Source organism: Nocardia aobensis NBRC 100429 (genome assembly GCF_000308375.1).
In the GTDB taxonomy this organism is placed as follows: Bacteria; Actinomycetota; Actinomycetes; order Mycobacteriales; family Mycobacteriaceae; genus Nocardia; species Nocardia aobensis.
In genome coordinates, this window is record NZ_BAFQ01000288.1 from 21,744 (window position 1) to 47,109 (window position 25,366).

25 protein-coding genes are annotated in these 25,366 nt (G+C 65.8%); 13 read left to right on the plus strand and 12 right to left on the minus strand.

The features are described 5' to 3' along the window. Positions 1-10: 10 nt before the first annotated feature. Positions 11-919 carry a sugar phosphate isomerase/epimerase family protein gene (locus RJ03_RS30890; RefSeq protein ID WP_051025471.1) on the minus strand — a complete coding sequence of 303 codons (909 nt, stop codon included), beginning with the start codon at positions 917-919 and terminating at the stop codon, positions 11-13. Between the two features lie 418 nt (positions 920-1,337). After that, complete coding sequence (locus tag RJ03_RS30895) at positions 1,338-2,288, minus strand: GlxA family transcriptional regulator (protein WP_036509376.1); 951 nt, start codon at positions 2,286-2,288, stop codon at positions 1,338-1,340. Positions 2,289-2,359: 71 nt separating this feature from the next. On the opposite strand from RJ03_RS30895, the gene RJ03_RS30900 reads away from it, so the two are divergent. Then, positions 2,360-2,695 (plus strand): cupin domain-containing protein, encoded by a 336-nt coding sequence (locus RJ03_RS30900; protein ID WP_036509377.1) that lies wholly within the window; start codon positions 2,360-2,362, stop codon positions 2,693-2,695. Between the two features lie 377 nt (positions 2,696-3,072). On the opposite strand, the gene RJ03_RS30905 is transcribed toward RJ03_RS30900, so the two are convergent. After that, positions 3,073-3,285: a DUF397 domain-containing protein gene (locus tag RJ03_RS30905; protein ID WP_036509378.1), complete on the minus strand. Its 213-nt coding sequence runs from the start codon at positions 3,283-3,285 to the stop codon at positions 3,073-3,075. Further along, positions 3,282-4,160 carry a helix-turn-helix domain-containing protein gene (locus tag RJ03_RS30910; protein ID WP_036509381.1) on the minus strand — a complete coding sequence of 293 codons (879 nt, stop codon included), beginning with the start codon at positions 4,158-4,160 and terminating at the stop codon, positions 3,282-3,284. Before RJ03_RS30910 ends, RJ03_RS30905 begins: the two co-directional genes overlap by 4 nt. A 721-nt stretch (positions 4,161-4,881) precedes the next feature. Between RJ03_RS30910 and RJ03_RS30920 the strand changes: the two genes are divergently transcribed. Then, on the plus strand, positions 4,882-5,439 hold the full coding sequence (locus RJ03_RS30920) for a hypothetical protein (RefSeq protein WP_036509387.1): 558 nt from the start codon (positions 4,882-4,884) through the stop codon (positions 5,437-5,439). A 349-nt stretch (positions 5,440-5,788) separates the two neighbouring features. Continuing rightward, positions 5,789-7,051: a cytochrome P450 family protein gene (locus tag RJ03_RS30925; protein WP_036509390.1), complete on the plus strand. Its 1,263-nt coding sequence runs from the start codon at positions 5,789-5,791 to the stop codon at positions 7,049-7,051. Positions 7,052-7,171: 120 nt separating this feature from the next. Here the strand turns inward: RJ03_RS30925 and RJ03_RS30930 are convergent, their stop codons facing one another. Genes RJ03_RS30930 through RJ03_RS30940 form a run of 3 tightly spaced genes read right to left on the minus strand, consistent with a single transcriptional unit; the run spans position 7,172 to position 10,550 of the window. Further along, positions 7,172-8,857: a CocE/NonD family hydrolase gene (locus RJ03_RS30930; RefSeq protein WP_036509392.1), complete on the minus strand. Its 1,686-nt coding sequence runs from the start codon at positions 8,855-8,857 to the stop codon at positions 7,172-7,174. Next, positions 8,854-9,315 carry a MarR family winged helix-turn-helix transcriptional regulator gene (locus RJ03_RS30935; protein ID WP_036509395.1) on the minus strand — a complete coding sequence of 154 codons (462 nt, stop codon included), beginning with the start codon at positions 9,313-9,315 and terminating at the stop codon, positions 8,854-8,856. The genes RJ03_RS30930 and RJ03_RS30935 overlap by 4 nt, the downstream gene beginning before the upstream one ends. After that, the gene (locus RJ03_RS30940) at positions 9,312-10,550 is read right to left on the minus strand and encodes a flavin-dependent oxidoreductase (RefSeq protein WP_036509397.1); all 1,239 of its coding nucleotides are present in this window, start codon (positions 10,548-10,550) and stop codon (positions 9,312-9,314) included. Before RJ03_RS30940 ends, RJ03_RS30935 begins: the two co-directional genes overlap by 4 nt. A 140-nt stretch (positions 10,551-10,690) precedes the next feature. On the opposite strand from RJ03_RS30940, the gene RJ03_RS36475 reads away from it, so the two are divergent. From RJ03_RS36475 to RJ03_RS30960, 4 genes are read left to right on the plus strand one after another with little or no spacing between them, the layout of a single operon-like run. Further along, entirely contained in the window at positions 10,691-11,260 is a 570-nt protein-coding gene (locus RJ03_RS36475) for a DUF3558 domain-containing protein (RefSeq protein WP_083871452.1), read from the plus strand. Positions 11,261-11,264: 4 nt separating this feature from the next. Then, a complete protein-coding gene (locus tag RJ03_RS30950; RefSeq protein ID WP_063064136.1) occupies positions 11,265-11,654 on the plus strand; it encodes a hypothetical protein in 390 nt (129 codons plus the stop codon). A gap of 26 nt (positions 11,655-11,680) precedes the next feature. Further along, positions 11,681-12,985 (plus strand): hypothetical protein, encoded by a 1,305-nt coding sequence (locus RJ03_RS30955; protein ID WP_157163552.1) that lies wholly within the window; start codon positions 11,681-11,683, stop codon positions 12,983-12,985. 3 nt (positions 12,986-12,988) lie between these two features. Beyond that, positions 12,989-13,795 carry an ESX secretion-associated protein EspG gene (locus tag RJ03_RS30960; protein WP_036509406.1) on the plus strand — a complete coding sequence of 269 codons (807 nt, stop codon included), beginning with the start codon at positions 12,989-12,991 and terminating at the stop codon, positions 13,793-13,795. Positions 13,796-13,835: 40 nt separating this feature from the next. Here the strand turns inward: RJ03_RS30960 and RJ03_RS30965 are convergent, their stop codons facing one another. Further along, complete coding sequence (locus RJ03_RS30965) at positions 13,836-14,489, minus strand: Uma2 family endonuclease (RefSeq protein ID WP_036509408.1); 654 nt, start codon at positions 14,487-14,489, stop codon at positions 13,836-13,838. Between the two features lie 99 nt (positions 14,490-14,588). Next, the gene (locus tag RJ03_RS35380) at positions 14,589-14,945 is read right to left on the minus strand and encodes a YybH family protein (RefSeq protein ID WP_051025472.1); all 357 of its coding nucleotides are present in this window, start codon (positions 14,943-14,945) and stop codon (positions 14,589-14,591) included. A 174-nt stretch (positions 14,946-15,119) separates the two neighbouring features. Here RJ03_RS35380 and RJ03_RS30975 point away from each other — a divergent pair, with 174 nt between their 5' ends. Next, positions 15,120-16,577 (plus strand): amidase, encoded by a 1,458-nt coding sequence (locus tag RJ03_RS30975; protein ID WP_036509453.1) that lies wholly within the window; start codon positions 15,120-15,122, stop codon positions 16,575-16,577. Positions 16,578-16,621: 44 nt separating this feature from the next. On the opposite strand, the gene RJ03_RS30980 is transcribed toward RJ03_RS30975, so the two are convergent. The 3 genes from RJ03_RS30980 to RJ03_RS39135 all read right to left on the minus strand — a co-directional run bounded on the left by RJ03_RS30980 (position 16,622) and on the right by RJ03_RS39135 (position 18,884). Further along, on the minus strand, positions 16,622-16,954 hold the full coding sequence (locus RJ03_RS30980; protein ID WP_036509412.1) for a helix-turn-helix domain-containing protein: 333 nt from the start codon (positions 16,952-16,954) through the stop codon (positions 16,622-16,624). Further along, on the minus strand, positions 16,951-17,319 hold the full coding sequence (locus RJ03_RS30985) for a type II toxin-antitoxin system RelE/ParE family toxin (RefSeq protein WP_036509413.1): 369 nt from the start codon (positions 17,317-17,319) through the stop codon (positions 16,951-16,953). Before RJ03_RS30985 ends, RJ03_RS30980 begins: the two co-directional genes overlap by 4 nt. 83 nt (positions 17,320-17,402) lie before the next feature. Next, a complete protein-coding gene (locus RJ03_RS39135) occupies positions 17,403-18,884 on the minus strand; it encodes an NERD domain-containing protein (protein ID WP_083871453.1) in 1,482 nt (493 codons plus the stop codon). 430 nt (positions 18,885-19,314) lie between these two features. Here RJ03_RS39135 and RJ03_RS30995 point away from each other — a divergent pair, with 430 nt between their 5' ends. From RJ03_RS30995 to RJ03_RS38685, 5 genes are all read left to right on the plus strand, one after another. Continuing rightward, positions 19,315-20,556 carry a cytochrome P450 gene (locus RJ03_RS30995; RefSeq protein WP_083871454.1) on the plus strand — a complete coding sequence of 414 codons (1,242 nt, stop codon included), beginning with the start codon at positions 19,315-19,317 and terminating at the stop codon, positions 20,554-20,556. 240 nt (positions 20,557-20,796) lie between these two features. Then, a complete protein-coding gene (locus RJ03_RS31000; protein WP_036509418.1) occupies positions 20,797-22,476 on the plus strand; it encodes a bifunctional metallophosphatase/5'-nucleotidase in 1,680 nt (559 codons plus the stop codon). A gap of 53 nt (positions 22,477-22,529) precedes the next feature. Next, the gene (locus tag RJ03_RS31005) at positions 22,530-22,799 is read left to right on the plus strand and encodes a type II toxin-antitoxin system Phd/YefM family antitoxin (RefSeq protein ID WP_036509420.1); all 270 of its coding nucleotides are present in this window, start codon (positions 22,530-22,532) and stop codon (positions 22,797-22,799) included. Next, a complete protein-coding gene (locus RJ03_RS31010) occupies positions 22,789-23,262 on the plus strand; it encodes a type II toxin-antitoxin system VapC family toxin (protein WP_036509426.1) in 474 nt (157 codons plus the stop codon). Before RJ03_RS31005 ends, RJ03_RS31010 begins: the two co-directional genes overlap by 11 nt. Positions 23,263-23,325: 63 nt before the next feature. Then, the coding region (locus tag RJ03_RS38685) for an Eco57I restriction-modification methylase domain-containing protein (RefSeq protein WP_245552440.1) at positions 23,326-25,366 on the plus strand (2,041 nt) is incomplete at its 3' end.

Sequence of the window (25,366 nt, forward strand, 5' to 3'; positions counted from 1 at the left end):
TCCGGCGCGCTCACCGCACCGATCTGCGCGGAGACGAATCCGGCCAGCCGGAGTCCCGCAGAACGCGTCGCGAACTGGCGTAAGCCTGCCGGGCGGTGACGTACGGATCCTGCGCGTCCAGGTCATCGGATACGACTTCGACCGCGATCGGTGCCCGGACACCGTGGCGGGCGAGTCGGCGCAACATCGGAATGAGCGCGGCCGCACCGTGACCGGGCAGCCGGCGACAATGCAGCGCCTCGCGGCGAAGGTCGGACAACGGTTCGGGCAGGGTGTCGCACAATTGGATCGCCGCCATCCGCTCCGCCGGAATGGCCCGCAGTGCGGAATCCGGTTCGTCGGCGGTGTGGGCGCGCTCCCAATGCCAGGCATCGATGAGGAGTCCGGCGTTGTCCGCGCCGGATGCCTCTATCACCTGCCAGGCGCAGGTCGCGGAATCGATCGCGGCGTAGGGCATGTACTCGAGGGCGACGCAGGCCCCCGCACCGGCGGCGCGGTGGCACAATTCGCGCAACCCACGTGCCAGGGTCTCCAACGGGAAATGTTGCGACATGGTCGTGTGGATTCGGCTGGCGCCGAGTTCGGCCGCCATCCGCACCACGATGCGGTCCGATTCGAGTTCGTCCGCGGAATATGCGGCCGGATCCGCCCAGTGGGCGGCCAGCTCGACTTCGTTCACCTGGAGACCGTGCTCCGCGATCACGGCGGCGATTTCCACGTGGTTCGAATGGTCCGTCAACGCCGCACGGTAGTGCTCGACCGAGAGCCCGATGCCGGTGAAGCCGGCGCCCGCGGCCGCCGCACACCGAGTGCGCAGATCGGCGTTGCGCAGCGTGAGATCGCTGAGTGTCAGCGAGTAGCCGCCACGCGTGTCGAGCGTACGAACTGCCTCGCGGTCGCCGGGTCCGCCGATGTCCACACTGGCGGTCTACCCGGCCACACCCGACGAAACCCTCGTCGAGAATGCGTGGGGCTCGTGGCCGACGTCGGTTTCCTCATCGGATTCTCACGGCTTGCTACGCGGCGTGGGATCGGCCCTCCTGCGAGTCGGTCACAACCCTCGGCCACTGCTGGTCGGCTGGGACGCAACGACGACATGGACTCGGTCGGGTTCGGATGAGGCGGTGATAAAGGCTTGCGGCGTGCGGTCTCGTCGCAGGTTTCGGCCGATACCGTCTGGTACGAGGAATCGGCGGACTCCTGCGCCTGGTTTCCTTTCAGGCAGCCGCAACAGCTGCTACATACAGCGCTCCAGCCTCTCCGGCTTGGCGGGGGACTGCTGCGGAACTCCTTGATCACGACGAACCGCCGGAGCCTGCTCCTGTCGGCGGCAGTATCTACGTTTTACCTGCGGCCGGAGTTCGGAACGCGCGCCGATACGCGCCCGGCGTTGTGCCGACGTGGTCGTGAAAGCGGCGACGCAGATTGACCGCCGAGCCCAGACCCACCCGGACCGCGATGGTATCGATCGGTAAGTCCGTGTTCTCCAACAGAACTCGCGCCCGCGCCACCCGACGCTCCAGCAACCACCCACCCGGGCTGGTGCCGACCTGATCGGCGAACCGGCGCGCCAGCGTTCGTGGCGAGACGTTGATATGCGCGGCCATATCGGCCACCGACAACGATGTCTCGAGCCGCGCCTCGGCCCACTCCAGCAAACCGTCGAATCCGTCCTCGACCGGCGAGGGCGGCGCGTACTGAGCCTGACCGCCGTCCCGATGCGGCGGCATCACCATGTGCCGCGCGATGAGTGCGGCATGCGCGGCCCCGTGATCCGCGCGAACCAGGTGCAGGCACAAGTCGATTCCCGCACCCGCCCCCGCACTCGTGGCCACATCGCCGTGGTCGACATACAGCCGATCCGGCTCCACCCGAACCTGCGGAAACTCCCGCGCCAATTGCCCGGCCCGCGCCCAATGCGTCGTCGCCGAACGCCCGTCCAACAGCCCGGTCCGCGCCAACGCGAACACTCCGGAACAGATGGTGACCAACCGCGCCCCGCGGCCGTGCGCCCGGACCAGCGCTCGCCGCACCGGTTCCGAGAGCGGCGTCTCCACCGGCAGCCACCCCGGAATGATCACGGTGTCCGCGGAGTCCAGCGCCGCCAATCCCCGCGTCACCGATATCGCATAACCCGCAGTCGTCGGCACCGCCCCGGGCGCCTCCGTGCACACCTCGAACTCGTAGTACGGCGGCACCCCATCTCTCGGGGTACCGAAAACCTCGACAGCGCAACCGAGTTCGAACGTCGACTGCACCGGTCGCACCAATGCCACCACACGATGCATGGCAAGAATGTACCCCTCGACGTCGACTCAGACACTGTCCGGGTCTCGCCGCATCCGGCACCGTGACAGATATGAACCCCGAAATCCTCGCCCAGCCCGGCTACACCTGGACCGACGTCGCCGACGCTCCGAGTCGCGAACTCTTCCCCGGCATCCGCCTATGTCAACTGTGGAAGGGCGACAACGGCGCCCACGCCCATGTGCTGGAAATGGACCCCGGCACCTCCTGGCCCCGCCGCGACGTGCACGAACCCGGGCCCGAGGAGGTCTTCATCCTGACCGGCATCTTCAACGACGGCGCCCGGGATTACTCGGCGGGCACCTTCATCCATGCCCCGGCGGGAAGCTGGCACGTTCCGGCGAGCGAGACGGGGTGCACGCTGTTCCTGTTCTATCCCGAGGGGTAGTCAGGCAACTCAGGAGCCGAATCCGGGCGCGGTCTGTCGCCGCTGCGGTTGAGGTCGTCCAGTCTGGAGGGTACTTACGCCCAGGCCGTCACACTCGACTCAGAGCTCGAGATCGGACCAGGGGATACTGATCGAAAACGGGATCGATGGTCACCACATCCCGGCGGTGGCGGGCAGGGCGCCGGTCAGGATGTAGTTGGCGCGGTGCAGCACGGTTATGGCGGGGTCGGAAGAACACGTCGGGTTTCGGTGCTCATCCGCCGGCTCTGCTCGGTTCTATCAATATGTGCCGGAACGCGTTTCGTAGGCTCGTGGCCTACGAAACGCATGGCAATTCCAAGCTGGCCGACATGATTGCGATGTGCGCGGCGGGGCCGCTATGCGGTCGGCGCGATGAGCCCGCCGTGCTTTACGGTCGCGGTGAAGGCATCCCAGTCCGCCGGAGCGAAGGCGAGTGCGGGTCCTGTCGGGTTCTTCGAGTCGCGCACACCGACCGAGCCGTCGGCGAGGAAGGCCACCTCGACACATTCTTGGCTGCCGCCGCTGTGGCTGCTCTTGAACCAGCGAGCCGTGGATAGATCAGCGTTCACCCTGCGAACTCCCTTGCCTTATCCCTCAGCAACTTTCTGCTGTCTTGCTCATCCAACGCTACCTTCCGGAGGTCGGCATGCGCCTGGCGATACCGTTCGACGACCTCGGGATCGTCGAAGTACATCGCGCCGGTGTATCCCTCGGCGTACACGACGGACGGCTCGACCGGCCGTTCAGTCGTGGGTTGGTCGAAATCCAAAATGATGAAGGGGCCGGTCAAGTCGCCCAGCGGTACGCCGGCGCCGAATGGGAGAACTCGAACCGAGATGTTCGACCGAGTGCCCATGTCTGCGAGATGACGGAGTTGCACGCCCATCGCGCGACGAGTTCCGATAACGCGATGCAATGCCGATTCGTCAAGGATCACTGCTATCGGTAGTGGCGCCGCCTTCTTGGTGATCAGAACCTGACGTCGCGTTCGCATCTCGACCCGCCTGCCGATCTCGCCTTCCGGCTCGGACGGATGCGCAAGTCGGCTCAGGGTATGCGCATATTCGGGTGTTTGCAACAGGCCCGGCACTAGTTCGGCGAATGACGTCAGCTTTGCCGCACTGGATTCCAGGCCCATGTATACGTCGAAGTTCATCGGGATCAGATCCCCGTACTGATGCCACCAACTCTTACTGTTTCCCTGCTGCGCAAGCCCTTTGAGGGCTTCGGTGGTCGTGTCGTCCGCGCCGCAGACTTGGCAGATCGCGTCGACGTCCCACAGCCGGATCCGGTCGGCGGTGCCGGTCTCCAGCCGCTGGACCGTGGTGGCGCCGCGTTCGATGCGGCGCGCGAGCTCCGCGATCGTCAGGCCGGATCCCTGACGGAGCTCCCGTAGATACCGGCCGAGCTGACGGCGGGGGAGCGTCGAACTGATATCCACCATGACGAGCTGCCTCCTTTGGATGCGGCGGTCCGGGGTTGTGGATGGACACCGCGGGGTTCTGGGACGACGAGCTTGGACTTCTGATGAATCCCAGCGGATTATCCACACTTGCTTGTCGGTTCACGACGAATTCGCTGTGCTGGGACTGCATCTGGGGCGGGGCGTGCTGAACAGCCGTCGGCCCCTCCCATCGAACCAAGGCATCGCCAGTGATGACAGCAGATCGAGTGGAACGCCCGGGGCAGGCAAACCCGTTGGCGCGCATGCGCGGAGAGGATCACGCGGCAGTTGGTGAGCGTATCACCGAGGCGGAGGGATTGCGTGCCGTATGGCGATCGACGCGGGACCCACGTGGCCGCATCGAGATATCGGCCGTATTCGACGCCGGCGCAACTCCGGAACAGATCCGGCGGTTCGCGCCCGGCACGGACCTGGCGCAGGCGCGTGAGCTCCATCCGAAGTGGAATCGATTGTGGGACAGCGTCAAGCGCGATTTCTGGGCGGACATAGCTGCTTCGGCCGGCTGCTCACCGGTGACCAAAAGGGAGAACCGCCGATGAGAAATACGAGTCCCATGCCTGCGCCTGCGTCCGAAGAACCTGTCGCCGCCTCCTTGCCTGATCGCGGCGCGGAATCCGGCCCGGGGGAGGGGCCTCGCCACCGGCTTCCTGGCCGGGCCAGGCGTGCCGCTGTTCGAACATCTTTCGAGAAGGAGAGGGGCATGAAGGGGTTGGACCCCGCCAGGGAGGAGACGGAATCGATTGCGGCTCTGCGGGATGTCGCCGGTGCGCTGGCGGTGATGTCGGTGGCGCGCAGCAAGGCTGTCGGGTTGGTGCGTACGGAGATCTCGGGGACCGACACAGCGCGGCACGACATCGAAATCCAATGTCTTGCTCATCATCTCGGGTTTCGCTGGCTGTGCACGCTGCGTCCGCCCGAGGGTGTTCGCGACCCGCTCGGCGACATCCTCGCGATCGCGTCGGGGATGGACGCGTCGGCCGTCCTCGTCTACGACCTGGCCCACGTCGACGATCGGCCTGAACGTGTGAGCGCCGACTTCGATCTGGCCACCGTCGCACCACCTCGGTTGTGGCTCGCCGGAACAACGAAACCGTATGCCGTAGAACCACCACCGTTGAACGACTGCACCTGGGAGCCCACTCACCTCGAACGAGACTGCGCTCGCCGATTGTGGGAAATCCACCGTGATTGTTTCCCTGGCTGCCTGGCCGGGCTCGCGGCGAGTGCAGCGCTGTCGGCACTGGACGAGGTGGACTGATTCGACGCAGCGCAGAGGGGCGCGCGAGGCTCTCGAAAAATTCAGACCCCAGCGTTCGTCTTCGGGTGCACCTCTCTCTCGTCCGGGACGTCTGGACGATATGCACGGCGGGGTCCGACCCGTTGGGTGTAGCCAGGCGGGTGCCGTGTCCCGCGAAGTGGTCAATCGACCAGTGGGATAACGCTGCCGCAGGGTGCGCGCCTTCTGCTCACAGGACGCCTGTCCGTTTTCGAAAACGCTAGCTGGAGGGCTGCCACAGCCCCTATCCTCACCAAGCACGAGGTGACGCTGTCGGCTGACGGCGAATCCCCTGCCGCGCTTGTTGGTTCATTCTCTGGAGTCACCCCCTTTGTCAACCCCACCTTCCGACCTGGCTGCGGCCCCCGGCTGCCCTGTCCATCAGGCCGGTACACCCTTCGACACCGACGGCCCCCGAATCGTGCTGGACACACCGGCATTCGTCGCCGACCCCCATCGCGCCTACGAGGCGATGCGCCGCCGCTTCGGCTCCATCGTGCCGATCGAGCTGGCGCCCGGCGTGCCGGCGACGCTGGTCATCGGCTATCACACCGCGTTGCAGATCCTCAACGATCCCGACCACTTCCCGGCCGACCCGCGGGCGTGGGAGCGAACCGTTCCCGCGGATTGCCCGGTGCGGCCGATCATGGAGTGGTATCCGAACGTGATCCGCAGCGCGGGCAGTGCGCATGCGCGGTATCGGCAGGCGTTCACGGCGGCCTTCGACCGGGTCGACCTGCACGAATTGCACACTACCGTCGAGAAGATCGCCATCCCGCTGATCAACGAGTTCTGCGAGTCGGGTTCGGCGGATCTGGTGTCGCAATACGCATTTCCGCTGGCGTTCGAGGTGCTGAACCGCATGGTCGGCTGTTCGGCGGATCTGGGCCGTCGCGTGGCCACCGGGATGGCGGCGATCTTCGACACGGTGAACGCCGCATGGGGTATGGACCATATGAGTCAGGCGCTGATGGAGCAGGTGCAGCTGCGCCGTGCCGCGCCCGCCGACGATGTCACCTCGCATCTCGCCCACCATCCGGCCAAGCTCAACGACGAGGAGATGGTTCGCAACCTGATCGTCTTCTACGGCGGAGGCATCGAACCGCAGCAGAATTTAATTTCCAACACCCTGCTGCTGATGATCACCGACGAGCGTTTCGGCGGCGACATTCTCGCGGGCAGCCTGTCGACGCGCGATGCGCTCGACGAGGTGCTGTTCACCGATCCACCGCTGGCCAACTTCTGCATGACCTACCCTCGCCAGCCGATTCTGATCGACACCACCTGGCTGCCTGCCAATCAACCGGTGATCATCAGTCTGGCCGCGTGCAATAACGATCCCGAGATCGCGGGCGGCGATCGCACCGGTAATCGCTCGCATCTGGCTTGGGGTGCGGGCCCGCATGCGTGTCCGGCCCGGTCGGTGGCGTATCTGGTGGTACAGGATGCGATCGATCAGCTGCTCGACGCGCTGCCGGAAATCCGCCTCGCTGTCGATCCGAGTGAGATCAGTTGGCGGCCTGGGCCGTTCCATCGCTCGATGACGGCACTGCCGGTCACGTTCCCGCCGTCACCTCGGCTGCATCTGGTCTAGGTGAGGCGATAGGCGGTGTAGCGACCGCGTTCGCGGCGCGGGTCACCCCGTGGTCCTCCGGCGGGCCCAGGCGTGCCTCCACCCGGAACGCCACCTCCAAGCCGGGCACTGCCGGGGCACTCACGATGACCACACCGGCAGTTCGATCCGCGACGGAGACACTGAGGCGTGTGAGATCTCTTGCGTCGCAGAGTGAATGGTGGCTGCGGTGGCGGCCGGCTCGCCGGATCCGGGATTGCGGGCGTATCGCGGATGGGCGCCGGAACTGATCTGCACGCTGATGCGGTGGCCGGCCGCGAACCGGTGAAAGGTGGGCCACAGCCGCACCTCGACATCCCGGAAACCGTCCGCGTCCGGCACCGGATCCGTCTCGGTCGTGGCGATGCTGCCGATGCGGCGGATACCGTCGCACACGGTCATCGATCGCCCGTCCGGATGGAGATCGCAGATCCGGACGAAGATGTCGGCGCTGGGTTGTGACGATCGAAAGCTGATGCGCGCCACCGGTTCTCCGGCGACCGTGACCGGAGTGGTGAGCGGCTCACCACGGAATACGGTGACGTCGGCGCGACGCTCGTGTGCGGCGTTGTCGACCGGGCTCGAGGCCGGGCCCAGGCTGGGGCCGCCGACGGCGGGTGTGGGATCGGCGGGGTCGTAGACGTAGCTGGTGATGCCGCCTTCCGGGGCATCGGGGCCGAGCTTGCGTGAGGCGTGCAGGTACAGCGTTTCGCTCGCTGTGCCGGACGGTGGCCAGGTTTGCAGGTCGTGCCATTGTTCGGCGCCGGTGAGATAGGCGCGCACCGGTGCTACCCGCTTGCTCGGAGCATCGGCGAAATGCTCCTTCAAGAACTCCACTGTCTCGGCGACCGTCGGTGCGCCCATATCTCGGGTGAGATGGCCCCACGGGCCGACAGTGAGGCGCGGTGGTCGTCCCGCTTCGGCGAGCTGTGCGTAGTTGCGCAGCTGCCACGGCAGGAAGATGTCGTACCAACCGGTGATCATGTACACCGGCGCGGTGACATCGGGAACCGACGCCGTATGCGACTGCTGGGTCCAATACTCGTCGGTGAGCCGTTCGTGACCGACCCAGTCCTGGTACCAGTGCACCGTGCGCCCGTTCGCGGCCACATCGCCGCGCGATAGCGGTAGCACGTCGAATGCCTTGCGCAGCTTGCGATCCGGACGCAACTGACCCAGCACCAGGGCGAGCAGTTCGCGGTGGATCATCCGGTCCATCATCTGCGTCCAGCCGAGCGCGTTGCGCAGTGCGAAGGCCGCGTTGTCCCAGGTGATGGCACCGAAATCGGGCATCGTCACGACCAGGCAGAGGGCATCGGGCGCGATGTCCGGGTCCTCCTTCTGCAGCTTTCCCGCCACCGCCCACTGGGTGAAGCCCATATAGCTGGGTCCGAAGGTGACCACCGGCCCTGTGCACCAGTCTTGTTCGTGAACCCAGCGGTGGGTCGCGATACCGTCGCGCTGCTCGTCGATTTGCGGGGTGAACACACCACGGGAACCCCAGGTTCCGCGGCAGCTCTGGAACAGCACCGGAAAACCCTCGCGGGCCAGGGCGCGGGCATGGCCGGCAACGGGTCCGCTGCGCCCGTACGGGCCACGGATCACGATGGTGGGCAGCCTCGGATCGGGGTTGCCGATCGGCGTGATCAGGTCGGCGAGCAACTCGACACCGTCGTCCATCGGGACGCGCAGGTTCTTGCGGACGGCGATGTCGTGCGGGCCGGGAACGAGTCCTGTGATGATCCGCGCTTGTATCCACCGCGAAAGGCGCTGGCGGGGCGTGCTCATTCGGTTTCCTCCGTGGTCTGGAGTCGTTGGAGAGCCTCGCGCAGGCGTTCGAGCGCGGGGAGGGCGGTGGCCAGCGCGGCGCGGTCCTCGGGATCGAGAGTCGCCGCCGCGGCGTTGATGAGAGCGCCGCTTGCCTCGTCGAAGCGAGCGAACAGATTGTGGGCCCGCGCGGTCGTCGCGATTTCGACGTGGCGGCGGTCGCCGGGCCGGGGGCGGCGCTCGACCAAGCCGCTCGCCTCCATCGCGGTCAGCAGATTGCTGACCGTGGGGCGGCTCAGTCCGAGTCGTCCGGCCAATTCGCTCGAGGTGCTGACGGTGCCGGGCGGCAGGGCGCGCACGATTTCGATCTGCGCATCCGGGATGTCCGGGAGATGTTCGGCGGCGCGGGCGGCGGAGAGCAAGCTTCGGCGCAGCGGTGAGATGACCGATGCCAGCCGGGCGGGATCGAGATCGGTCACGAGACATGCCCCTCGTTGAATGGCGGGGTCAGCGACGGCCGGTTGTTGAGGGTGTCGCGATCGAACCCGGCGGCCTTCTTGTAGCCGGTGGCGATGGCGGCCAACTCTTTCGGCGAGATGACGTCGTGGACGTGCGCGAACCCGTTCGGCGCGCGTTCGTGGGCGAGAACCATGACCTGTTCGGGGCCCTGGTTGCGGTTGCTGTGCACCAGGGCTGTCGTGGCGGGGCGTCGATCCTGCTCATAGGCAACGAGAGCCTCCTCGGGGGTGCGCGCGGTGGCCAGGTGGAACGCGAGGGTACGAGCATCGAGAATGGCTTGTGATGCACCGTTCGAACCGTTCGGGTACATCGGATGTGCCGCGTCGCCGAGCAGGGTGGTCCGCCCGTACGTCCAGCGGTCGAGCGGGTCGCGGTCGACCATCGGATATTCGAGGATTTCGTCTGCGGCACAGAGCAATTCGGTCACTGCCAGCCACGGGAAGCGCCACTCTCGGAACAGATCCACTATCTGGACCGATGCGACCGCGCGATTCCAGTCGGCATTCTGTCCGCCGAATCCGACTGTCCGGCGCTCGGCGATGAAATTGATCGCGCCGCGGATCGGATACGCCACGAACTTCTGCTCGGCATCACCGGCCATGATCATCGTGCGACCGTCGAGGAAGCCGGGGAGCTTCGCTGTCCCGCGCCACAGCATCAGTCCGTTCCACACGGGTGGACCCTCGTCCGGCTGATGCCGGCGGCGTAGGGCCGAATGGATGCCGTCGGCGCCGATGACCAGATCGGCGTCGACCGTCAATTCGCCTGTCGCCGTGGCGAAGTGGGCACGACCGTCGGTGTTAGCGGTGCGGAGGCGATGTCCGGTGCGGACGGTCTGCGCGCCGAGTCTTTCGTTCACGGCATCGAGCAATTCCCTCTGCAGCGTGCCGCGATGCACCGACAGTTGCGGCCAGCGGTATCCGGCTTCGAGACCACGCGGCTCACACCAAATCTCCTGGCCGAACCGGTTGTAGTAAACCAGTTTTCGCGGCGCCACGCCCAGCGCGGCCAACCGCTCGCCGAGGCCGAGTTCGGTCAGCTCACGCACGGCATGCGGAAGCAGATTGATCCCCACACCGAGCGGCCGCAACACATCGGCGCGCTCGTACACGGTCACATCCCGGAATCCGGCCGCATGCAGGCTCAGAGCCGCGGCGAGGCCACCGATGCCGGCGCCGACGATCACGATCCTCATGGGCCAACAGTTTTGCAACAAAACTATTCCTGGTCAATGGGCGTGGGCGTCCGCGGTGCGCCCGGCTTCCTCTTCTCTTGTGATGATCAATAAGTGGAACCGAGTGGCCGTCGAGTGCGTCCTAGACTCCAGGAGGACGTGTGCGCGGGGATCAACGGGAGGCATCGGTGATACGTAAGGCGGCTACGGCTGTGCTGGCGGTTGCGGTGGTGTTGGTGGGGGCCGGGTGTTCCTCGTCGACTTCGGGGACGGCTTCGCCGGAGACGAGTGATCCGAAGGTGGCGACGGCGGCGTTATGGGACCCGTGCACACAGGTCACCGATGGCGTGCTGCGACAGGTGGGCGCAGACCCGTCAACCCGCGAATCCGGCGTAGGCGGTGTGCCAGTCGATGGATGGAAAGTCTGTTCGTGGTCTGCTGCGCCGATGCATGCTCGATCGTTGGTGGTCTGGTCGACCACCTTCTCGCTGGACGACATCAAAAACAAGCAAGACAACGTCGACTTCACGGCGGTTACCGTTGCTGGACGGCAAGGTTGGAAATTCCATCGAGCGAGTGATCGGAACAACGAGAAGTGTGACCTTGTCTTCCCTGCTGCCCCAGGCGCTTACCAGTTGTCGTTCTACAACAACGATCCGGGGGACTCCAAGGCGCCCTGTGACAGCGTGATGGCCGCCGCGCAAGACATCGTGCCCCTGTTTCCGAAATAACGGGATGGTTGTGAACATGGCGCAAAGCGAAGATGTCACACTCTGGATGTTCCTGGCCGAGGAGTCGAAGGCCGGTCGCCTCGAACTGGACCCTTCGGTCTCACGCGATTGTCTGAAAGCGTGTGAGGACCAGCTTGCGGTCTATCGCGACTGCCGACAGATGCTGGGAAATATGTCGAATGTGACCGGGCTCGGGGACTTCCCCGCGGCCGATCAACTCGCGAAGATGTTGGGCGCCAAAGCCATCGGCGGCGAGGGAGATTTTGACACAGCCTTCCGCGACCACATCGAGGTGCTCCAACTCATCCGCGACACCATCAAGCACTCCGTCGACCGCCTCGTCGACCACGACCAGCAGAACGCCGGCACCATCGCCGGCTCCGAGAACCACTGACGGGGGAGCACATGGTACTTCCACTCGTGCCGCTGGTTGCTGCCCTCTGGGAGCAGCACAAGGGCGGCCCGCCCGACTCTTTCGCGAATGCGCAGGGCGATCAGAGCCCGGACGCGACCGCGGCGCGCAATCGGATCAACCAGATAGTGAACGGCGGATTCGGAGGGCAGTACCAGAACCCGCAGGTCGGGCAGGACGCGTACAAGAATCCGCAGAATATCGACAATCTGTACGACCGCATTCAGAAGATGCAGCCCAGCACGGTGGTGACGTTGCACAACTTCTGGGAGGGGCTGCGGAACAAAATCGACAACGGGCACAACACTTTCGGGCCGCAGATTCAGAAGGCCATTCAGGAGAAGTGGCAGGGTGCGGCGGCTCAGAAGACTGCCGAGGGCATCAAGAGTTTCACCGACAAAGAAAAAGATCTGGTGAGCTCCGCTCAGTTGGTCAGCGAGAAGGTGAAGCTGGTTCGCTCGGCGGTGGAGATCGTCAAACCTGCCGCGCAGCCGACTCCGCACACGAGTTGGACCAGCGATCTTGCCGGTTGGGTGCCGGGGCCGACGTGGAAACTGAACGACCACCGCAAAACTCAGGCCGGCGCGGCGAACGAGCACTTGATCAACAACGTGTTCTACCCGGCCGTGCGCGAGAGTGACACGCAGGTGCCGTTGGCGCCTCGGCCGTACAATCCCGTGAATACGCCCGACGACACGGAATGGAAGCCGTCGGGAGTTCCGCCGGTAGGCCCGCCCTCGAAGGGCCCCGACGATGGCCACGGCCCCGGTGATACCGATCAGCCCAAACCGCCAAATCCCGATCAAGGTCCGGGGGACGGCACCACACCGAGCGCGGTCGACCCGTCGACATTGACCGGCTCGGCGCAGAATCCCGCGAATACCACCGCGGCCAGCGCCAACCCGGCTGGATGGGATCCGTCAGCGGCCGGCACACAGACCACCCCGTCGGCAGTGACGCCTTCGGGTATCGACCCACGGACCGGGCTCCCGTACGGTTCGGGCGGACCCGGCGTGGCGGGAACCGTTGGCGGCTCCGGCAATTCGCCCGGTCGCGGTACATCGGTGCCAGGGGCCGGCGCGCCGGGGCAAGGGACGGCTCGTGGGTTGGCGACCGGTGTGGGCAAGGGGGCAGCCGGGATGAACGGTATGCCCGGCATGATGCCGCCCGGCGCCAAGTCGAAGAAAGAGGAAGAGAAGACCCACAAGTCCAAGATCAGCGAGGAGTTGGTGTCACGGGACAACGGCGACGAACTGACCGGCCTTTCCGAGGAACAACGGCAGAAGACCGTCCCGCCGGTCTTGGGTGAATAGCGCATGGCAGGTTGGACTTTCAGCGCGCTCGGCTTCACCGTCCTGTGGCGTGCCGCGGGACACGACATCCTGCCGTATCCCTTACAGTTCCGCTCCACGGCCGAGACCTCGGACGAACTGGAAGCCCAGTGGAAAGCCGAAGCCGCCGACCTCGCCGGCCGCATCGACGACAACGCCGAAGCCGCGGTGCGCATCCTACACGGTCCGGAATCACGCATCGAGATCGCCGGATTCGCCGCCGCGTCGAACGGTTCGGGCGATCTCGAGCAGATGGGCGATCCGCGCCATCGCGTCCGCATCCACGCGGCCGTGCACTACCGGCAGGCGGTCCTGGTCACTCAGCAACCCTCATCCGACCCGGAATCCGGTGGGACCGTGCGGATGTCGCTCCTGCGCGCCGAAAACCTCACCCGCCACCTGCTCGCCGCCATCCCCGGCCACCCCCGAGGCACCCGCCCCGCTCTGCAGGTCAACCGCGCCGACCTCACCGACGACGACCGCCCCTACACCGCATTCCACGACGACGCCCCCCGCTCCCCCCGCGACGAAGCCGCCCGCTTCTTCGAACGCCCCCGCAGCACCGTCCTCCACGTCGCCGTCTGCGCAGGCCCCGCCTGGGACCGCCGCCCCACCCCGGCCCGCGATTTCCACATCATGGACTACTCCGACGGCCGCTACCTCGTCCGCCACACCAAACACGACCTCCGCGCCGACCCCGCCGACACATCCATCGTCCAGAACCACCTGCAACGCCTCATCGACGCGACGGTCCAGGGCTTCCGCGAGGACAACGATCCGAGTTACGCGTGAAATGTTTCCAAATACTCGAATCTGATCCGGGCCTCCAGCATCAGTATTCGAGTTCGCGCCACGCGATGACGATGGGGAATGGAAAATCTATCCGTACTTCTTCCGAGTCGGTGGGGGACCATTCGCCGGCGAGCAAGTAGTTGGCGGGATGCAGCGGTCGGACGCCCGGAGGTAGGTCGCCGTGCCCCGTTTCGAGGGCGTAGGCGCGAATCGTGGCGATCGCGCTTTCCGTTCGAGCCAGGGTCACCTCCCAGTACCAGGGGATTCCGGCACCCGCATAGCGCGCCTTCTTGGCTTCCATATCGGATTGGGTGTTGGTCGGCGACAGTACCTCGCCGACAAGCAACGCGTCGGCCGAGCGAATGTCCTGGTACGGGGACCCGAGGCAACGATGCACGAGAACAGCCGGGGTCAGGAAGTCGGACTTACCGTTATTGCCGAGGAAAACATTCGTCTCGGTCGTCACTCGCCAATACTGGTCGGGAACCGTTCGAGTGACTTCCCGAGTGTGCCGCTCGAGCGCGGCCCACAGACGGTTGGTGAAGATCTGGTGCTCGGCCGGACCGCGGCGAACCCACACCACACGACCATTCCACAGCTCGATCTGCGCGGAGATCTCCTCGGGCAACTGTTCGAGTTCTTCCCAGGTCATGAACTCCGGGAGGTCGGGGCGCTCGATCCGTGGCTGGGACATGTCGTCATCGTAGGCCTGCCGGGTGGTCCGATGCGGTGCTGCGGGAGCGGCCGGGGTATGTCCATCGAGCGCTCCTCATTGTTCCGCGCATCGAATGGGCTACTGCTGCTGATCTTCGTAGAACGCGCGCACGTGGGCGGCGTGGCCATCCTGGTCGAGTTCGACGACATCGAGGACTCGATTGCCGTTTTCGCGGCGGTAGAGCAGGGCGTAACCACCGGGGCTGGTCAGCAGTGCTTCTTCGGTGAATGTGAGGGCGGGAGCGAGCTGCAAGCCGAGTTCGAAGTGCTTGCGTAGTTCGGACTTGCCGTGTAGCCGGCCATCGGGTGTGCCCCACCGGCGCGTCACGGTAGAGGCGACGAAGTCGACGTTGTCGGCGTAGCAGGCCATGATCGCGTCGAGGTCGCGCGCGCTCCATGCCGCCAGCCAGGCGTCGGCGTGTGCTCTAGCTTCCATATCCGCATTATGCGGACACCGTCGCTGTCGGTGTGCTGCGGGCAATTGCTTTCTGTGGGAATAAATTTCGTCCGTCGGAGGTTGGGGGAGTCGCGTCTGTCACCGCGCCGCCGGACGGACGCGTCGGCGACGAACAATAGGGGCGCCACGCACCCGGAGATGCAAGGAGAACTGATGCCCGGACCGGAGTTTGCGACGCTGCGGGAGCAGGTAGCCGCGTTGCAGGCCAAGACCATCTCGGCGGCCGAACTGCTCGAACTGAGCATTGCGCGGATCGAGAAGTTCGACGAGAAGGTCAATGCCGTTGTGGTGCGGGACTTCGAGCGTGCTCGCGTTGCGGCGAAACAGGCCGATGCGGCATTGGCGCGGGGCGAGGATGCGCCGCTCCTCGGCGTTCCGGTCGCGGTGAAGGAATCCTTCAATATCGCCGGTCTGCCGACCACGTGGGGGCTTCCCGACGCGAAGGGCTGGGAGCCGGCCGAGGACGCGGTGCTGGTGTCACGTGTCAAGGCAGCGGGCGGGGTTGTCGTCGGCAAAACGAATGTGCCGTTCTTCCTGCGTGATTGGCAGTCCTACAACGACATCTACGGCACGACCAACAATCCTTGGGATCTGACCCGATCGCCCGGGGGCTCGTCCGGAGGGTCGGCCGCAGCGCTCGCGGCGGGGTACGTCTCGCTCGCGCTCGGCTCCGATATCGGCGGCTCCTTGCGGGTTCCGGCGCATTTCTGCGGCGTCTACTCACACAAACCGTCCCGCACCCTGCTGCCGGGTCGCGGACATATACCGCCGCGCACCCCGGCGCTGGCGGCGCCGATGGACCTTCCCGTAGTCGGGCCGATGACTCGCAGCGCTGCCGACCTGACGTTGGCGACACGGCTCTTGGCCGGGCCCGACGACGTGGAAGCGGTCGCTTACAAGCTCGAGTTGCCACCGCCGCGGGGCGAGGAACTCGCACAGTTCCGCGTGCTGATCATCGACAGTCATCCGCTGGTGCCGACCTCCACCGTGATTCGCGACGGTTTCGAACGGCTCGCGCAGGGACTCGAGAAGGCCGGTGCCTCGGTCGCTCGGCAGAGTGCGCTACTGCCCGACCTGACGCTGACAGCGAAAACCTATTTCACACTACTGATGTCGCAATTCGGCGCCGACGCGTCGCCCGACGCCATCCGAGCGATCCAAGCCGTCGTTGCCGAGATCCCGCCGGAGACCGACACCCTCGAGGCGGTCATCCAACGGGCGTTCGTTGCCAGCCACGGCGACTGGATGAAGGCCGACCGCGTCCGCATCGGCCTGGCCGACAGGTGGCGACAGCTGTTCGGCGAATTCGACGTGGTGTTGTGCCCGATCACCCCGACACCCGCCTTCCCCCACGACCATTCGGCCATGGACACCCGCACGCTCGAAATCGACGGCACCGCCTACCCGTACAACTACAACCTGGTCTGGGCGAGTATCGCCACCCTGCTCGGCCTCCCGGCCACCGCGGCGCCGATCGGACGCTCACTGGAAGGGCTGCCCTTCGGCACGCAGATCATCGGGCCCTATCTCGAAGACCCGACAACCTTGCGATTCGCCGAATTGCTCGAGCAGGAGTTCGGCGGATTCACCCCGCCGCCCGGCTTCGAATAGACGCTGTCCACGCGAAGTAGTTGAGCAAGGCGAGAGGTCTCGTCTCAGGCGACCTTCCAGGTACGGTCGCCAAGCGTGACGACAAGGTTGACCGATCCACCCAGAGCCGAGACATACGCTCGGATCGTGTCGATGCCGGACACCTCGCCTCGCTCGATCTTCGAGACTCTCGCCTGCGAAATCCCCAAAGCTTCAGCGACTTCCGTCTGCGTGAGGCCGATCGACTTTCGGATCTCGGCGAGCTGGTGGCCACGCAAATAAGCCTCGTGCCGTTCTCGGGCACGATCTCGTGCTGCAGCGCGTTCTGGCTCGGTTCGGGAATCGGCATCGCGCGCCTTGGCCTTTACTTCGCTCCAAGTGCTGAACTTCGAACTCATCGCTGCTCCTTCAACGCTTCCAGATGCTCAGTGAAGCGCTTGTCGGCCAGAGGGATCGCTTCGTAATACCACCCCTGCCAATCGTCGGCTTTGTCGCCGGCTACCAGGATTATCGCCTCTCTCGCCGGATCGAATGCGAACAACATCCTCACCTCCGAGCGTCCGGTCGATGCGGGCCTGAGCTCCTTCATGTTGTGGAAGCGGCTGCCCTTCACTCGGTCCACCAGTGGTCTTCCGGCGGCGGGCCCCTCTGCGGACAGATAATCCAGCGCCATTTCGATGAGGTCTCCAGACTCCGGATCGTCCGCGCAGACTGCCAAGAACCACGACTCCACCTCCGGATGAAGACTGATCTCCCAGGTCACCGCATCGAGTATAACCTATTTGTTATAGCAGGGCCTTCTCGGTGAACGAGCGACGCTGGTGCTGAACTCGCGGCTGAAATGCGTCAGCAGCCCGCTTGGAACGGATAACAGGTTGCCCCTTCGGTAGGCGTTGTCGAACGCGGTGAGGTGCCTTGCCGCTCAGTGGGCGTGACGGGCGATGTCGGGATCGGTGTCGTTGTCCTCTCGGGTGCGCGGACCTGGGATGGTGCCGGTTGAGAGCCGGTTTGGGCGCGGGGGTGGTCCTTGCCTGCCATGTAGCCGATGCCGCAGACGAGGATCAGGGAGGCGGCGATTCCCAGGAGTGCGGTGCGGAGGCGGTGGTTGGCTGGGGGCTGGGTTCGTGGGTCGACCTCTGGGGCAGGCTCGTGCCAGTTGGGCTCCGGTGCGTCAGCTTGCGGGGTTGTGATCGGCGCGGTGTGGGCGGTGGTGCCGGATGGGAAGGGAGCGGGGATGGGCTCGGCCGATCTCCGGGGCGGTCCGGACGAGGGGAGCGGGGCGGAGTTCGAATGATGAGTTGTGGCTGCGGGGGCGCCTGCGGCTGGATCGTTGGGGAACGGTCGCGAAGCTCGTGTAGGGGAGGGTGTCGGATCGGCATGCGCAGCCGACGCGGTCGAGGGGTGTGAACCTGTCGGGACCGCTTGCGAATTCGCTTCGACCTGGAATGCCATCCCCGGCTGGGCGTCCGGTGTGCCCGACGGAGGGGAGATGTAGGCCGGGGTCGACGGGGCTGCGGGGGTTGACTCGTCCTGCGAAGGCGGGATGTGCGAACTTGCCGGATCCGCTTGTGCATTCGGTTCGGTTTGGCCTGCTGGATCCGGCTGGGCGGTCGGTGCGCCTGAGGGGGCGGCCGACGAAGCAGTTGGGTCTGTGTCTCCATCCCTCCGAACCGCTGGCACCTCGGTCGGAAAGCCTTCCCCCACCAGGTCGGCGTACAACCGCCGGCGGCTTTCGGCGTCGCGGGTGCGGTCGACTCGCAGGGCCGTCAGTACGGTGACGACCAATTCGGCGGTCCACGGGGTTCGGTCGCGGTGCTGGGCGGTTCGGCCGAACCACGAGTACAGCTGGGAGGCGCTGTCGCCGAGGAGGACGGTGAAACCGCCGGGCATCGGGCCCTTGTCGAGGGCCAGTGTGCTGCCGGACTTGGGCATGAGCAGGATCAGGCCGTCGACGAACGGTTCCGGGCCGCGGGTCAGTTCGGCGACGAAGGTTCTCAACGCGGAGACAGGCCTGCGCACTTGGTGCAGGGGGTTGAGGTCGTCGCCGCGGAGTTGGACCGGGTCGCCGTGGATGCCGGGAGCCGACCACCGCTCGTTCATCGAACAGGACAGCGGTCCACGAGCCTTCTTGCGAAGCGCGTCGACCTCGATGACAGCCACCGCGTGCGGAGTGAAAACCAGAAGACCGGCTTCGGTGCTCCCGCCGTCCAGCCTCGGGACGTAGACGCCGGAAACAGCGATTCCGGGATGGGTGACGTAGTTCGCGAGCCATTCGACGACCTGCTGTTCGGTCTTCGGTTTGGTGATGTCGCCGTTGATTATCAGCATGGCCGGTTCGACCTCCAGAAGCGTTGTAACACATCAACGTTAACCGAGGGCTTCCACGAAAAGTCGCGTGATAACACTGCGCTGCAAGGGGTTTCGCTACGTCATCGCTGGTGGGCTGCTACGGCGGGAATTTTCGATCGAAAAGTGATATGAGACAACAGATTCCGACCGGACGGAATGTCGGCTCGAGGCGATCGCTCGACGCGTGCGTGTGATCCCCGCCCGGCTCGGCGTTCCAGCTGGTCGGTGGACGACACGGCGTCTCCGCCGGACGATGCCCTGCGTGGCCGGGCTGGTCGGAGCATCGCCTTGCCCGGGAAGGGCCGCCAACCGGCCGCCAGGGCCGGAGTCCTTGCGGTCGGCGATCACCAGGAGGGTATTGATATTCTCCACTATGGAATTCTCATTCTCATTGAGAGAGAATGCTTCCATGCCTGACACGCCTAGCCCTGCCACAGCACTCGACGACGCCCCCGCGCCCGATGGCGCCGACGCGGTCTACTGGGACCCGTTCGACCGCGAGATCGCCAAGGATCCCTACCCGATCTACCGGCGGATGCGGGCGGAAGCGCCGCTCTACTACAACGACAAGCACGACTTCTATGCCCTCACCCGCGCGTCGGATATCGATCCGGCGCTGCTCGACTGGGAGACGTACTCGTCGTCGCGGGGGCCGATCCTGGAGATCATCAAGGCGGGGATCGAGATTCCGCCGGGCACGTTGCTGATGGAGGATCCGCCGGCGCACGACACCCATCGCGCGTTGCTCAAGCGGGTGTTCACGCCCAGGCGGGTGATGTCGCTGGAGCCGCAGATCCGCGACCTGTGCCGGCGGTCGCTGGACCGGCTCGCCGGGAAAGACCGGTTCGATCTGATGACCGCGTTCGCGAACGAGGTGCCGATGCGTGTGATCGGCATGCTGCTCGGCATTCCGGAGGCCGATCAGCAGACCGTGCGCGACAAGGCCGACAGCGCGCTACGCACCGAACCCGGACAGGGGATGCAGATCTCCGACAAGGCGATTCCGGATGCGGAGCAGTTCGCCCAATACATCGACTGGCGCGCCGACAATCCCTCCGACGATCTGATGACCGAGTTGATGCGCGCCGAATTCGTCGACACCGAGGGCGTGACGCGGACGTTGACGCGCGACGAGATCCTGACCTACGTCTCCGTCGTCGCCGGAGCCGGCAACGAGACCACCGCCAGGTTGATCGGCTGGCTGGGGGCGCTGCTCGCTCGTCATCCCGAACAGCGCGCCGAACTCGTCGCCGATGCGAGCCTGATCCCGAACGCGATCGAGGAGACCCTGCGATTCGAGCCCACCGGGCACGCCATCGCCCGCTACGTCACGAAAGATGTGGAGCTCTACGGGACCACCGTGCCCGCCGGAAGCGCGATGATGCTGCTGATCGCGTCGGCGAACCGTGACGAGGAGCGCTGGGAAGCCCCCGAGCGGTTCGACATCCACCGCAAGGTCAGCAATCTGCGTACCTTCGGCCTCGGCACCCACTTCTGCCTGGGTGCGGCGCTGGCCCGGCTCGAGGGCCGCGTGGCGCTGGAGGAATTGCTGCGCCGCTTCCCGACCTGGGACGTCGACTGGGACAACATCACCTTGTCGTCGACCTCGACGGTGCGAGGCTGGGAGACGTTGCCGATCACGGTGGGCTGACGGGTCCGCCCTGCCGCCGTCGTGTTCGCCGCACCCGGGACCGGATGTGGTGCAGCGGCTTCGAGCACCGCCTCACAGCATTGGCATCACAACAGCTCGCGCCGAAGCGTCGGCATCCGCCCGTGGCGGCCTCGGCGTCGCGGTGTGATCGCCGTTTCGATTCCGCGGAAGTGCAGGGCGACAGCAGAGTTCACCGAACTGTCGTTTCGGGGACGTTCCGGTATGTCAGAGTCTGACGGTATGGGTGTTCTGCGGCGCTTGGCGGCCGGTGGTGTCGTCGCGGTGAGTCTGGTCGCACTGTCCGGATGCGGCGGCGGCAGCGACACCGCGCATCAGGGCGCGATACCTCTGGTGTCCACCGGCGACCTCCCGTCGGCCCAGCCCGGTGAGGTGCATCTGTTCGGGTTCAACGATCTGCACGGCCATCTGGAACCGCCGGAGGCGAGCAACGGGCAGGTGGGGGAGTACACCGCGGGTGGGGCGGCGTATCTGGCCACGCATCTGCAGCGGTTGCGGGCGGCGTACCCGGACAGCGCGGTGGTGTCGGCGGGGGACAATATCGGGGCGAGTCCGCTGGTGTCGTCGCTGTTCCACGACGAGCCGACGATCGACTTCCTGAATCAGGTGGGGGTCGCGGCGTCGGCGGTGGGTAATCATGAGCTCGACCACGGGGTCGTCGAGCTGGGACGGTTGCGGGCGGGCGGTTGTGCGCTCGACGGGTGCTCGCCGGGGGAGCCGTTCACGGGTGCGCGGTTCGATTTCCTCGCCGCCAATCTCACCGACTCCCGCGGTGAGCCCCCGGCCGGGGTGCGGCCGTGGACGATGCTGACGGTCGGCGGGCACAAGATCGGCGTGGTCGGTGTGGTGACGCCGGATACGGTGAATCTCGTTTTCCCGGAGGGCATTCGCGGCTACACCTTCGGCGAGGAGGCCGAGGCGATCAACAAGTACGTGCCTGCCATGAAACAGGCCGGTGCGGAAACCGTTGTCGCTCTCGTGCACGACGGCGGTGCGCAGGGAACAGCGGCGAAGACCACCGACTACAACGGTTGCGGCGACATCAGTCCCGATGTGCCGGCATTGGCGGCGCATACGGATCCTGCCGTTCGGGTGCTGCTCACCGGTCACAGCCACCAGGCGTACAACTGCGAATTCGACGGCAAGGTGGTGACCCAGGCCGCGTCCTACGGCCGCCTGATCACCGACGTCACACTGCGGTTCGACCACGGGAAGGTGTCCGCGCACGCGGTGAATCGGGTGGTCACGCGCGATGTCACTCCCGATCCGGCGGTGGACAAGCTGATCGGGTTCTTCTCCGGTCAGGCGGCGCCGCGTGCGCAACGGGTCGTGGGCACCGCCACGGCGCCACTGACGCGCAGCGATCGCGGCGGCGGTGAATCGCCGCTGGGTGCGGTGATCGCCGATGCGATGCTCGACGTCACCCACGACTCGGCTCGAGCGGTCGCGGCGTTCATGAATCCGGGCGGGGTGCGCGCCGATATCGGTCCCGGGCCGATCACCTACGGCAGCATCTACGAGACGCAGCCGTTCGGCAATCAGGTCGTCACCGTCACCCTGACCGGCCGCCAGATCCTGGACCTGCTGGAACAGCAGTGGGACAACAAGAGCAAACCCGCCCTGCTCTCGGTAGCGGGCATCTCCTACGCCTACGACGACGAGGCCGCGCCGGGGCACAAGGTGGTCGCCGACTCCGTCCGCATCGGCGACCGGCCCGTGAATCCGGTCGCGACCTACCGGGTGACCACCAACAACTTCCTCGCCTCCGGCGGCGACGGATTCGCGGTGTTCACGCGGGGTACGGACACGACGGTCGGCCCGACCGATCTGGACGCGTTGGAGACCTACCTGCGTCAGCGGGGAGCGGTCGGCCCGCCGGAGGAGCGCGTTCAACGCCGGTGAGTGCGGTGTAGCACGCCGTGGCACCACGTGCTATCGCGCTGTATCATGTGGTCATGAGCGCCCAGCCCGAGATCACGCAGCGCGACCTGCGCAATCGGTCGAAAGAAATTATGGACGCTGTTCAAGACGGGCAGTCGTTCACCGTTACCCGTGATGGCCACCAGATCGGGCAACTGGTTCCGTTGCGCCGTCGTCGCAGATTCGTCTCGCGTCTCGAGTTTGCCGCGATGTCACAGACAGCTCCGGCCCTTGATGTGGACAGCTTCCGCGCAGACCAAGATCGCACGGCGGAGCAGCGACTGGACGACCCGTATGAGCGCTGATCACACCGGCCGGACTCGCGGGATCATCGACACAAACATCATGATCCTGCGTCGGTGGTTGGACCCGATGGAGCTTCCGGACGAGATGGCCATCACGGCAGTCACTCTGGCCGAGCTCTCCGCCGGGCCACACGAAGTTCGCGCAAACGATGAGCAGGACCTTTACGACGAACATGCCGAGCGGGCGCGCCGGCTCGACGTCCTACAGCGAGCCGAAAACGAGTTCGACCCCATACCGTTCGACGTGGAAGCTGCCCGGGCATACGGCAGAGTCTGTGCTGCCGTGATCGGGGTCGGCCGTAAGCCGCGCCGCCGTTTCACCGATTTGATGATCGCGTCTGTGGCTGTCGCCGAACAGCTGCCGCTCTACACGACCAACCCATCGGACTTCGAGGGGTTGGAAGAACTACTCACTGTTGTCACGGTGACGCGCCCTGAGGTACCGCGCCCGGGTAGAGGCTGACCTTCGGCGGCGCGATACGTCGAGTTCGCCCACATTTGTGCTCGCAGCAGGCACAATGCGGACATGCGCGGCGGGCGGGAGCAGCCAGCAGCAGACCGCCGGGCGGGACGGGAGCCGGGCGGGAGTCGGGCGCGGAAACGGCACGGGCGGCATTACACGCCGCCGCGGTTGGCGGAGTTTCTCGCGGAGCGGATGCTCGCGCATATGCGACCGGGCAGTGAATTGTCGGTGCTCGACCCGGCCTGCGGGGACGGTGAGTTGCTGTCGGCACTGGCACATGTTGCGGCGCAACGCTTTCCGGACACAACCTTGCATCTGGTGGGGTACGACCTGAATGCCGCGGCGGTTCACGAAGCTCGGGCCCGGGGAGTGTCGTGGAACAGCCGATTCAGGAGCCCGCCGGAGGAGGGCACCGCCGAATCGCGGGCGCTGGACGCGGTCGGTGCATGCTTCGATGCGGGGCCTGGGACGGATGTCGCGCCGCCGTCGAATCGTATCGTCATCGATTGGCGGGTGGGCGATTTCCTCTGTGCCGCAACCGAGTTGACTGACGCGCACTTCGACGCGGTGATCACGAACCCGCCGTATGTGCGGACTCAGCAACTCGGCGGCGTGACCGCGCAGATGCTGAGCAAGCAGTTCGGGTTGTCGGGACGTATCGATTTGACCCATCCGTTCGTCGCGACGATTCCACGGCTGTTGCGGCCCGGCGGAGTGCTGGGCCTGCTGTGTGCCAACCGATTCCTCAGCACGAAGGCGGGAGCGAATCTGAGGGCGCTGTTGTATGCGCAGTTGACGCCGGTGGAGCTCTACGACCTCGGGGATACTCGGCTGTTCGAGGCGGCGGTGTTGCCGGCGGTGACGATCGCTGTGCGCGGGCGCGAGCAGCGGACCTGCCGGTTCGTCACGGCCTACGAGTCGGAGCGTGAACCGACGGCCGATGCCGACCTGTTCGGCGCTTTGGTCGGCCCGGCCGATTCCGTAGTCGAACACGGCGGGCGTCGCATCGCGGTGGAGACCGGAACACTGTGGACCGGTGCGCACGACAGCGCGGGGCAAGTGCGGAATCCGGAGCTCGGTATGGCCCCCTCCGTGGCAGCGGCCGGCGGGAGGTCACCGTCGAGCGAAAAGTCCACGGCGAGTGGAGAGTCGCCAGTGGTCGCAAGCCGAGCGGGAGCGAGCCGAGCTGCCGGTGGTGTTCCGGCGCACCGCAGCATCTGGATCGGCCGCGAGCATGACGCTGAATCCGGGATGGCAGGGCATGCGGCGTCGATCGACCGGCGGCGCGGGGATGTGGTCGGGCCTGGGCAACCGCCCGCGGACGCGCCTTCGTGGGCACCCGCCGAGGGTGTCGAGGCCGACGTGAAGTGCGACGACGGATCGCTCACGGGCACTTTCGATCCCGCTACTCCGTGGCGCATGTCGCGACCGGATACCGACGCCTGGTTGGCGCGAATCGCCGCCGGCACGTGGCGCACGTTCGGCGAGGTCGCGCGAATCAGGGTGGGAATCAAGACGAATGCGGATCGAGTATTCATCTCGGATCAGTGGGAAAATCGGCCCTGCTGTCCGGAGCCCGAACTGCTCCAGGGGCTGCTGACTCATCACGATCTCGTTCCGTGGCGGATCGCACGCGCCCACGATACCCGCGTGCTGTATCCCTACGATGCTTCCTGTACATGCCGCACACCGATCGACCTGAACGAATATCCGCGTGCCGCAGCCTATCTCGCTCAGCACAAGGACACCTTGGCCGCTCGGGACTACCTCATCGGCACCGGGCGGGAGTGGTTCGAGATCTGGGTGCCGCAGCGACCGCATCTGTGGTGCCGGCCGAAGGTGGTGTTCCCGGATATCAGTGTGGCGCCGCGGTTCGCGCTCGATCGCAGCGGTGCGGTGGTGAACGGCGACTGCTACTGGATGTCGCTGGCCGATATCGGCGACGAACACATCGCCTATTTGCTGATGGGCGTGGCCAATTCGACGCTCGGGCTGCGGTTCTACGATGCCGTGTGCGGAAACCGGCTCTACGCCGGGCGGCGGCGCTGGATCACGCAGTACGTCACCCGGCTTCCGTTGCCCGATCCGAATACCGCTGCGGGAC

What these genes read in the sequence shown, in the direction of transcription:
- RJ03_RS30895 (WP_036509376.1), bottom strand. Translation starts at nt 2,288, where the DNA reads ATGCATCGTGTGGTGGCATTGGTGCGACCGGTGCAGTCGACGTTCGAA.
- RJ03_RS30900 (WP_036509377.1), top strand. Translation starts at nt 2,360, where the DNA reads ATGAACCCCGAAATCCTCGCCCAGCCCGGCTACACCTGGACCGACGTC.
- RJ03_RS30910 (WP_036509381.1), bottom strand. Translation starts at nt 4,160, where the DNA reads ATGGTGGATATCAGTTCGACGCTCCCCCGCCGTCAGCTCGGCCGGTAT.
- RJ03_RS30920 (WP_036509387.1), top strand. Translation starts at nt 4,882, where the DNA reads ATGAAGGGGTTGGACCCCGCCAGGGAGGAGACGGAATCGATTGCGGCT.
- RJ03_RS30930 (WP_036509392.1), bottom strand. Translation starts at nt 8,857, where the DNA reads ATGAGCACGCCCCGCCAGCGCCTTTCGCGGTGGATACAAGCGCGGATC.
- RJ03_RS30940 (WP_036509397.1), bottom strand. Translation starts at nt 10,550, where the DNA reads ATGAGGATCGTGATCGTCGGCGCCGGCATCGGTGGCCTCGCCGCGGCT.
- RJ03_RS30950 (WP_063064136.1), top strand. Translation starts at nt 11,265, where the DNA reads ATGGTTGTGAACATGGCGCAAAGCGAAGATGTCACACTCTGGATGTTC.
- RJ03_RS30960 (WP_036509406.1), top strand. Translation starts at nt 12,989, where the DNA reads ATGGCAGGTTGGACTTTCAGCGCGCTCGGCTTCACCGTCCTGTGGCGT.
- RJ03_RS30965 (WP_036509408.1), bottom strand. Translation starts at nt 14,489, where the DNA reads ATGTCCCAGCCACGGATCGAGCGCCCCGACCTCCCGGAGTTCATGACC.
- RJ03_RS35380 (WP_051025472.1), bottom strand. Translation starts at nt 14,945, where the DNA reads ATGGAAGCTAGAGCACACGCCGACGCCTGGCTGGCGGCATGGAGCGCG.
- RJ03_RS30975 (WP_036509453.1), top strand. Translation starts at nt 15,120, where the DNA reads ATGCCCGGACCGGAGTTTGCGACGCTGCGGGAGCAGGTAGCCGCGTTG.
- RJ03_RS30980 (WP_036509412.1), bottom strand. Translation starts at nt 16,954, where the DNA reads ATGAGTTCGAAGTTCAGCACTTGGAGCGAAGTAAAGGCCAAGGCGCGC.
- RJ03_RS39135 (WP_083871453.1), bottom strand. Translation starts at nt 18,884, where the DNA reads ATGCTGATAATCAACGGCGACATCACCAAACCGAAGACCGAACAGCAG.
- RJ03_RS30995 (WP_083871454.1), top strand. Translation starts at nt 19,315, where the DNA reads ATGCCTGACACGCCTAGCCCTGCCACAGCACTCGACGACGCCCCCGCG.
- RJ03_RS31000 (WP_036509418.1), top strand. Translation starts at nt 20,797, where the DNA reads ATGGGTGTTCTGCGGCGCTTGGCGGCCGGTGGTGTCGTCGCGGTGAGT.
- RJ03_RS31005 (WP_036509420.1), top strand. Translation starts at nt 22,530, where the DNA reads ATGAGCGCCCAGCCCGAGATCACGCAGCGCGACCTGCGCAATCGGTCG.
- RJ03_RS31010 (WP_036509426.1), top strand. Translation starts at nt 22,789, where the DNA reads ATGAGCGCTGATCACACCGGCCGGACTCGCGGGATCATCGACACAAAC.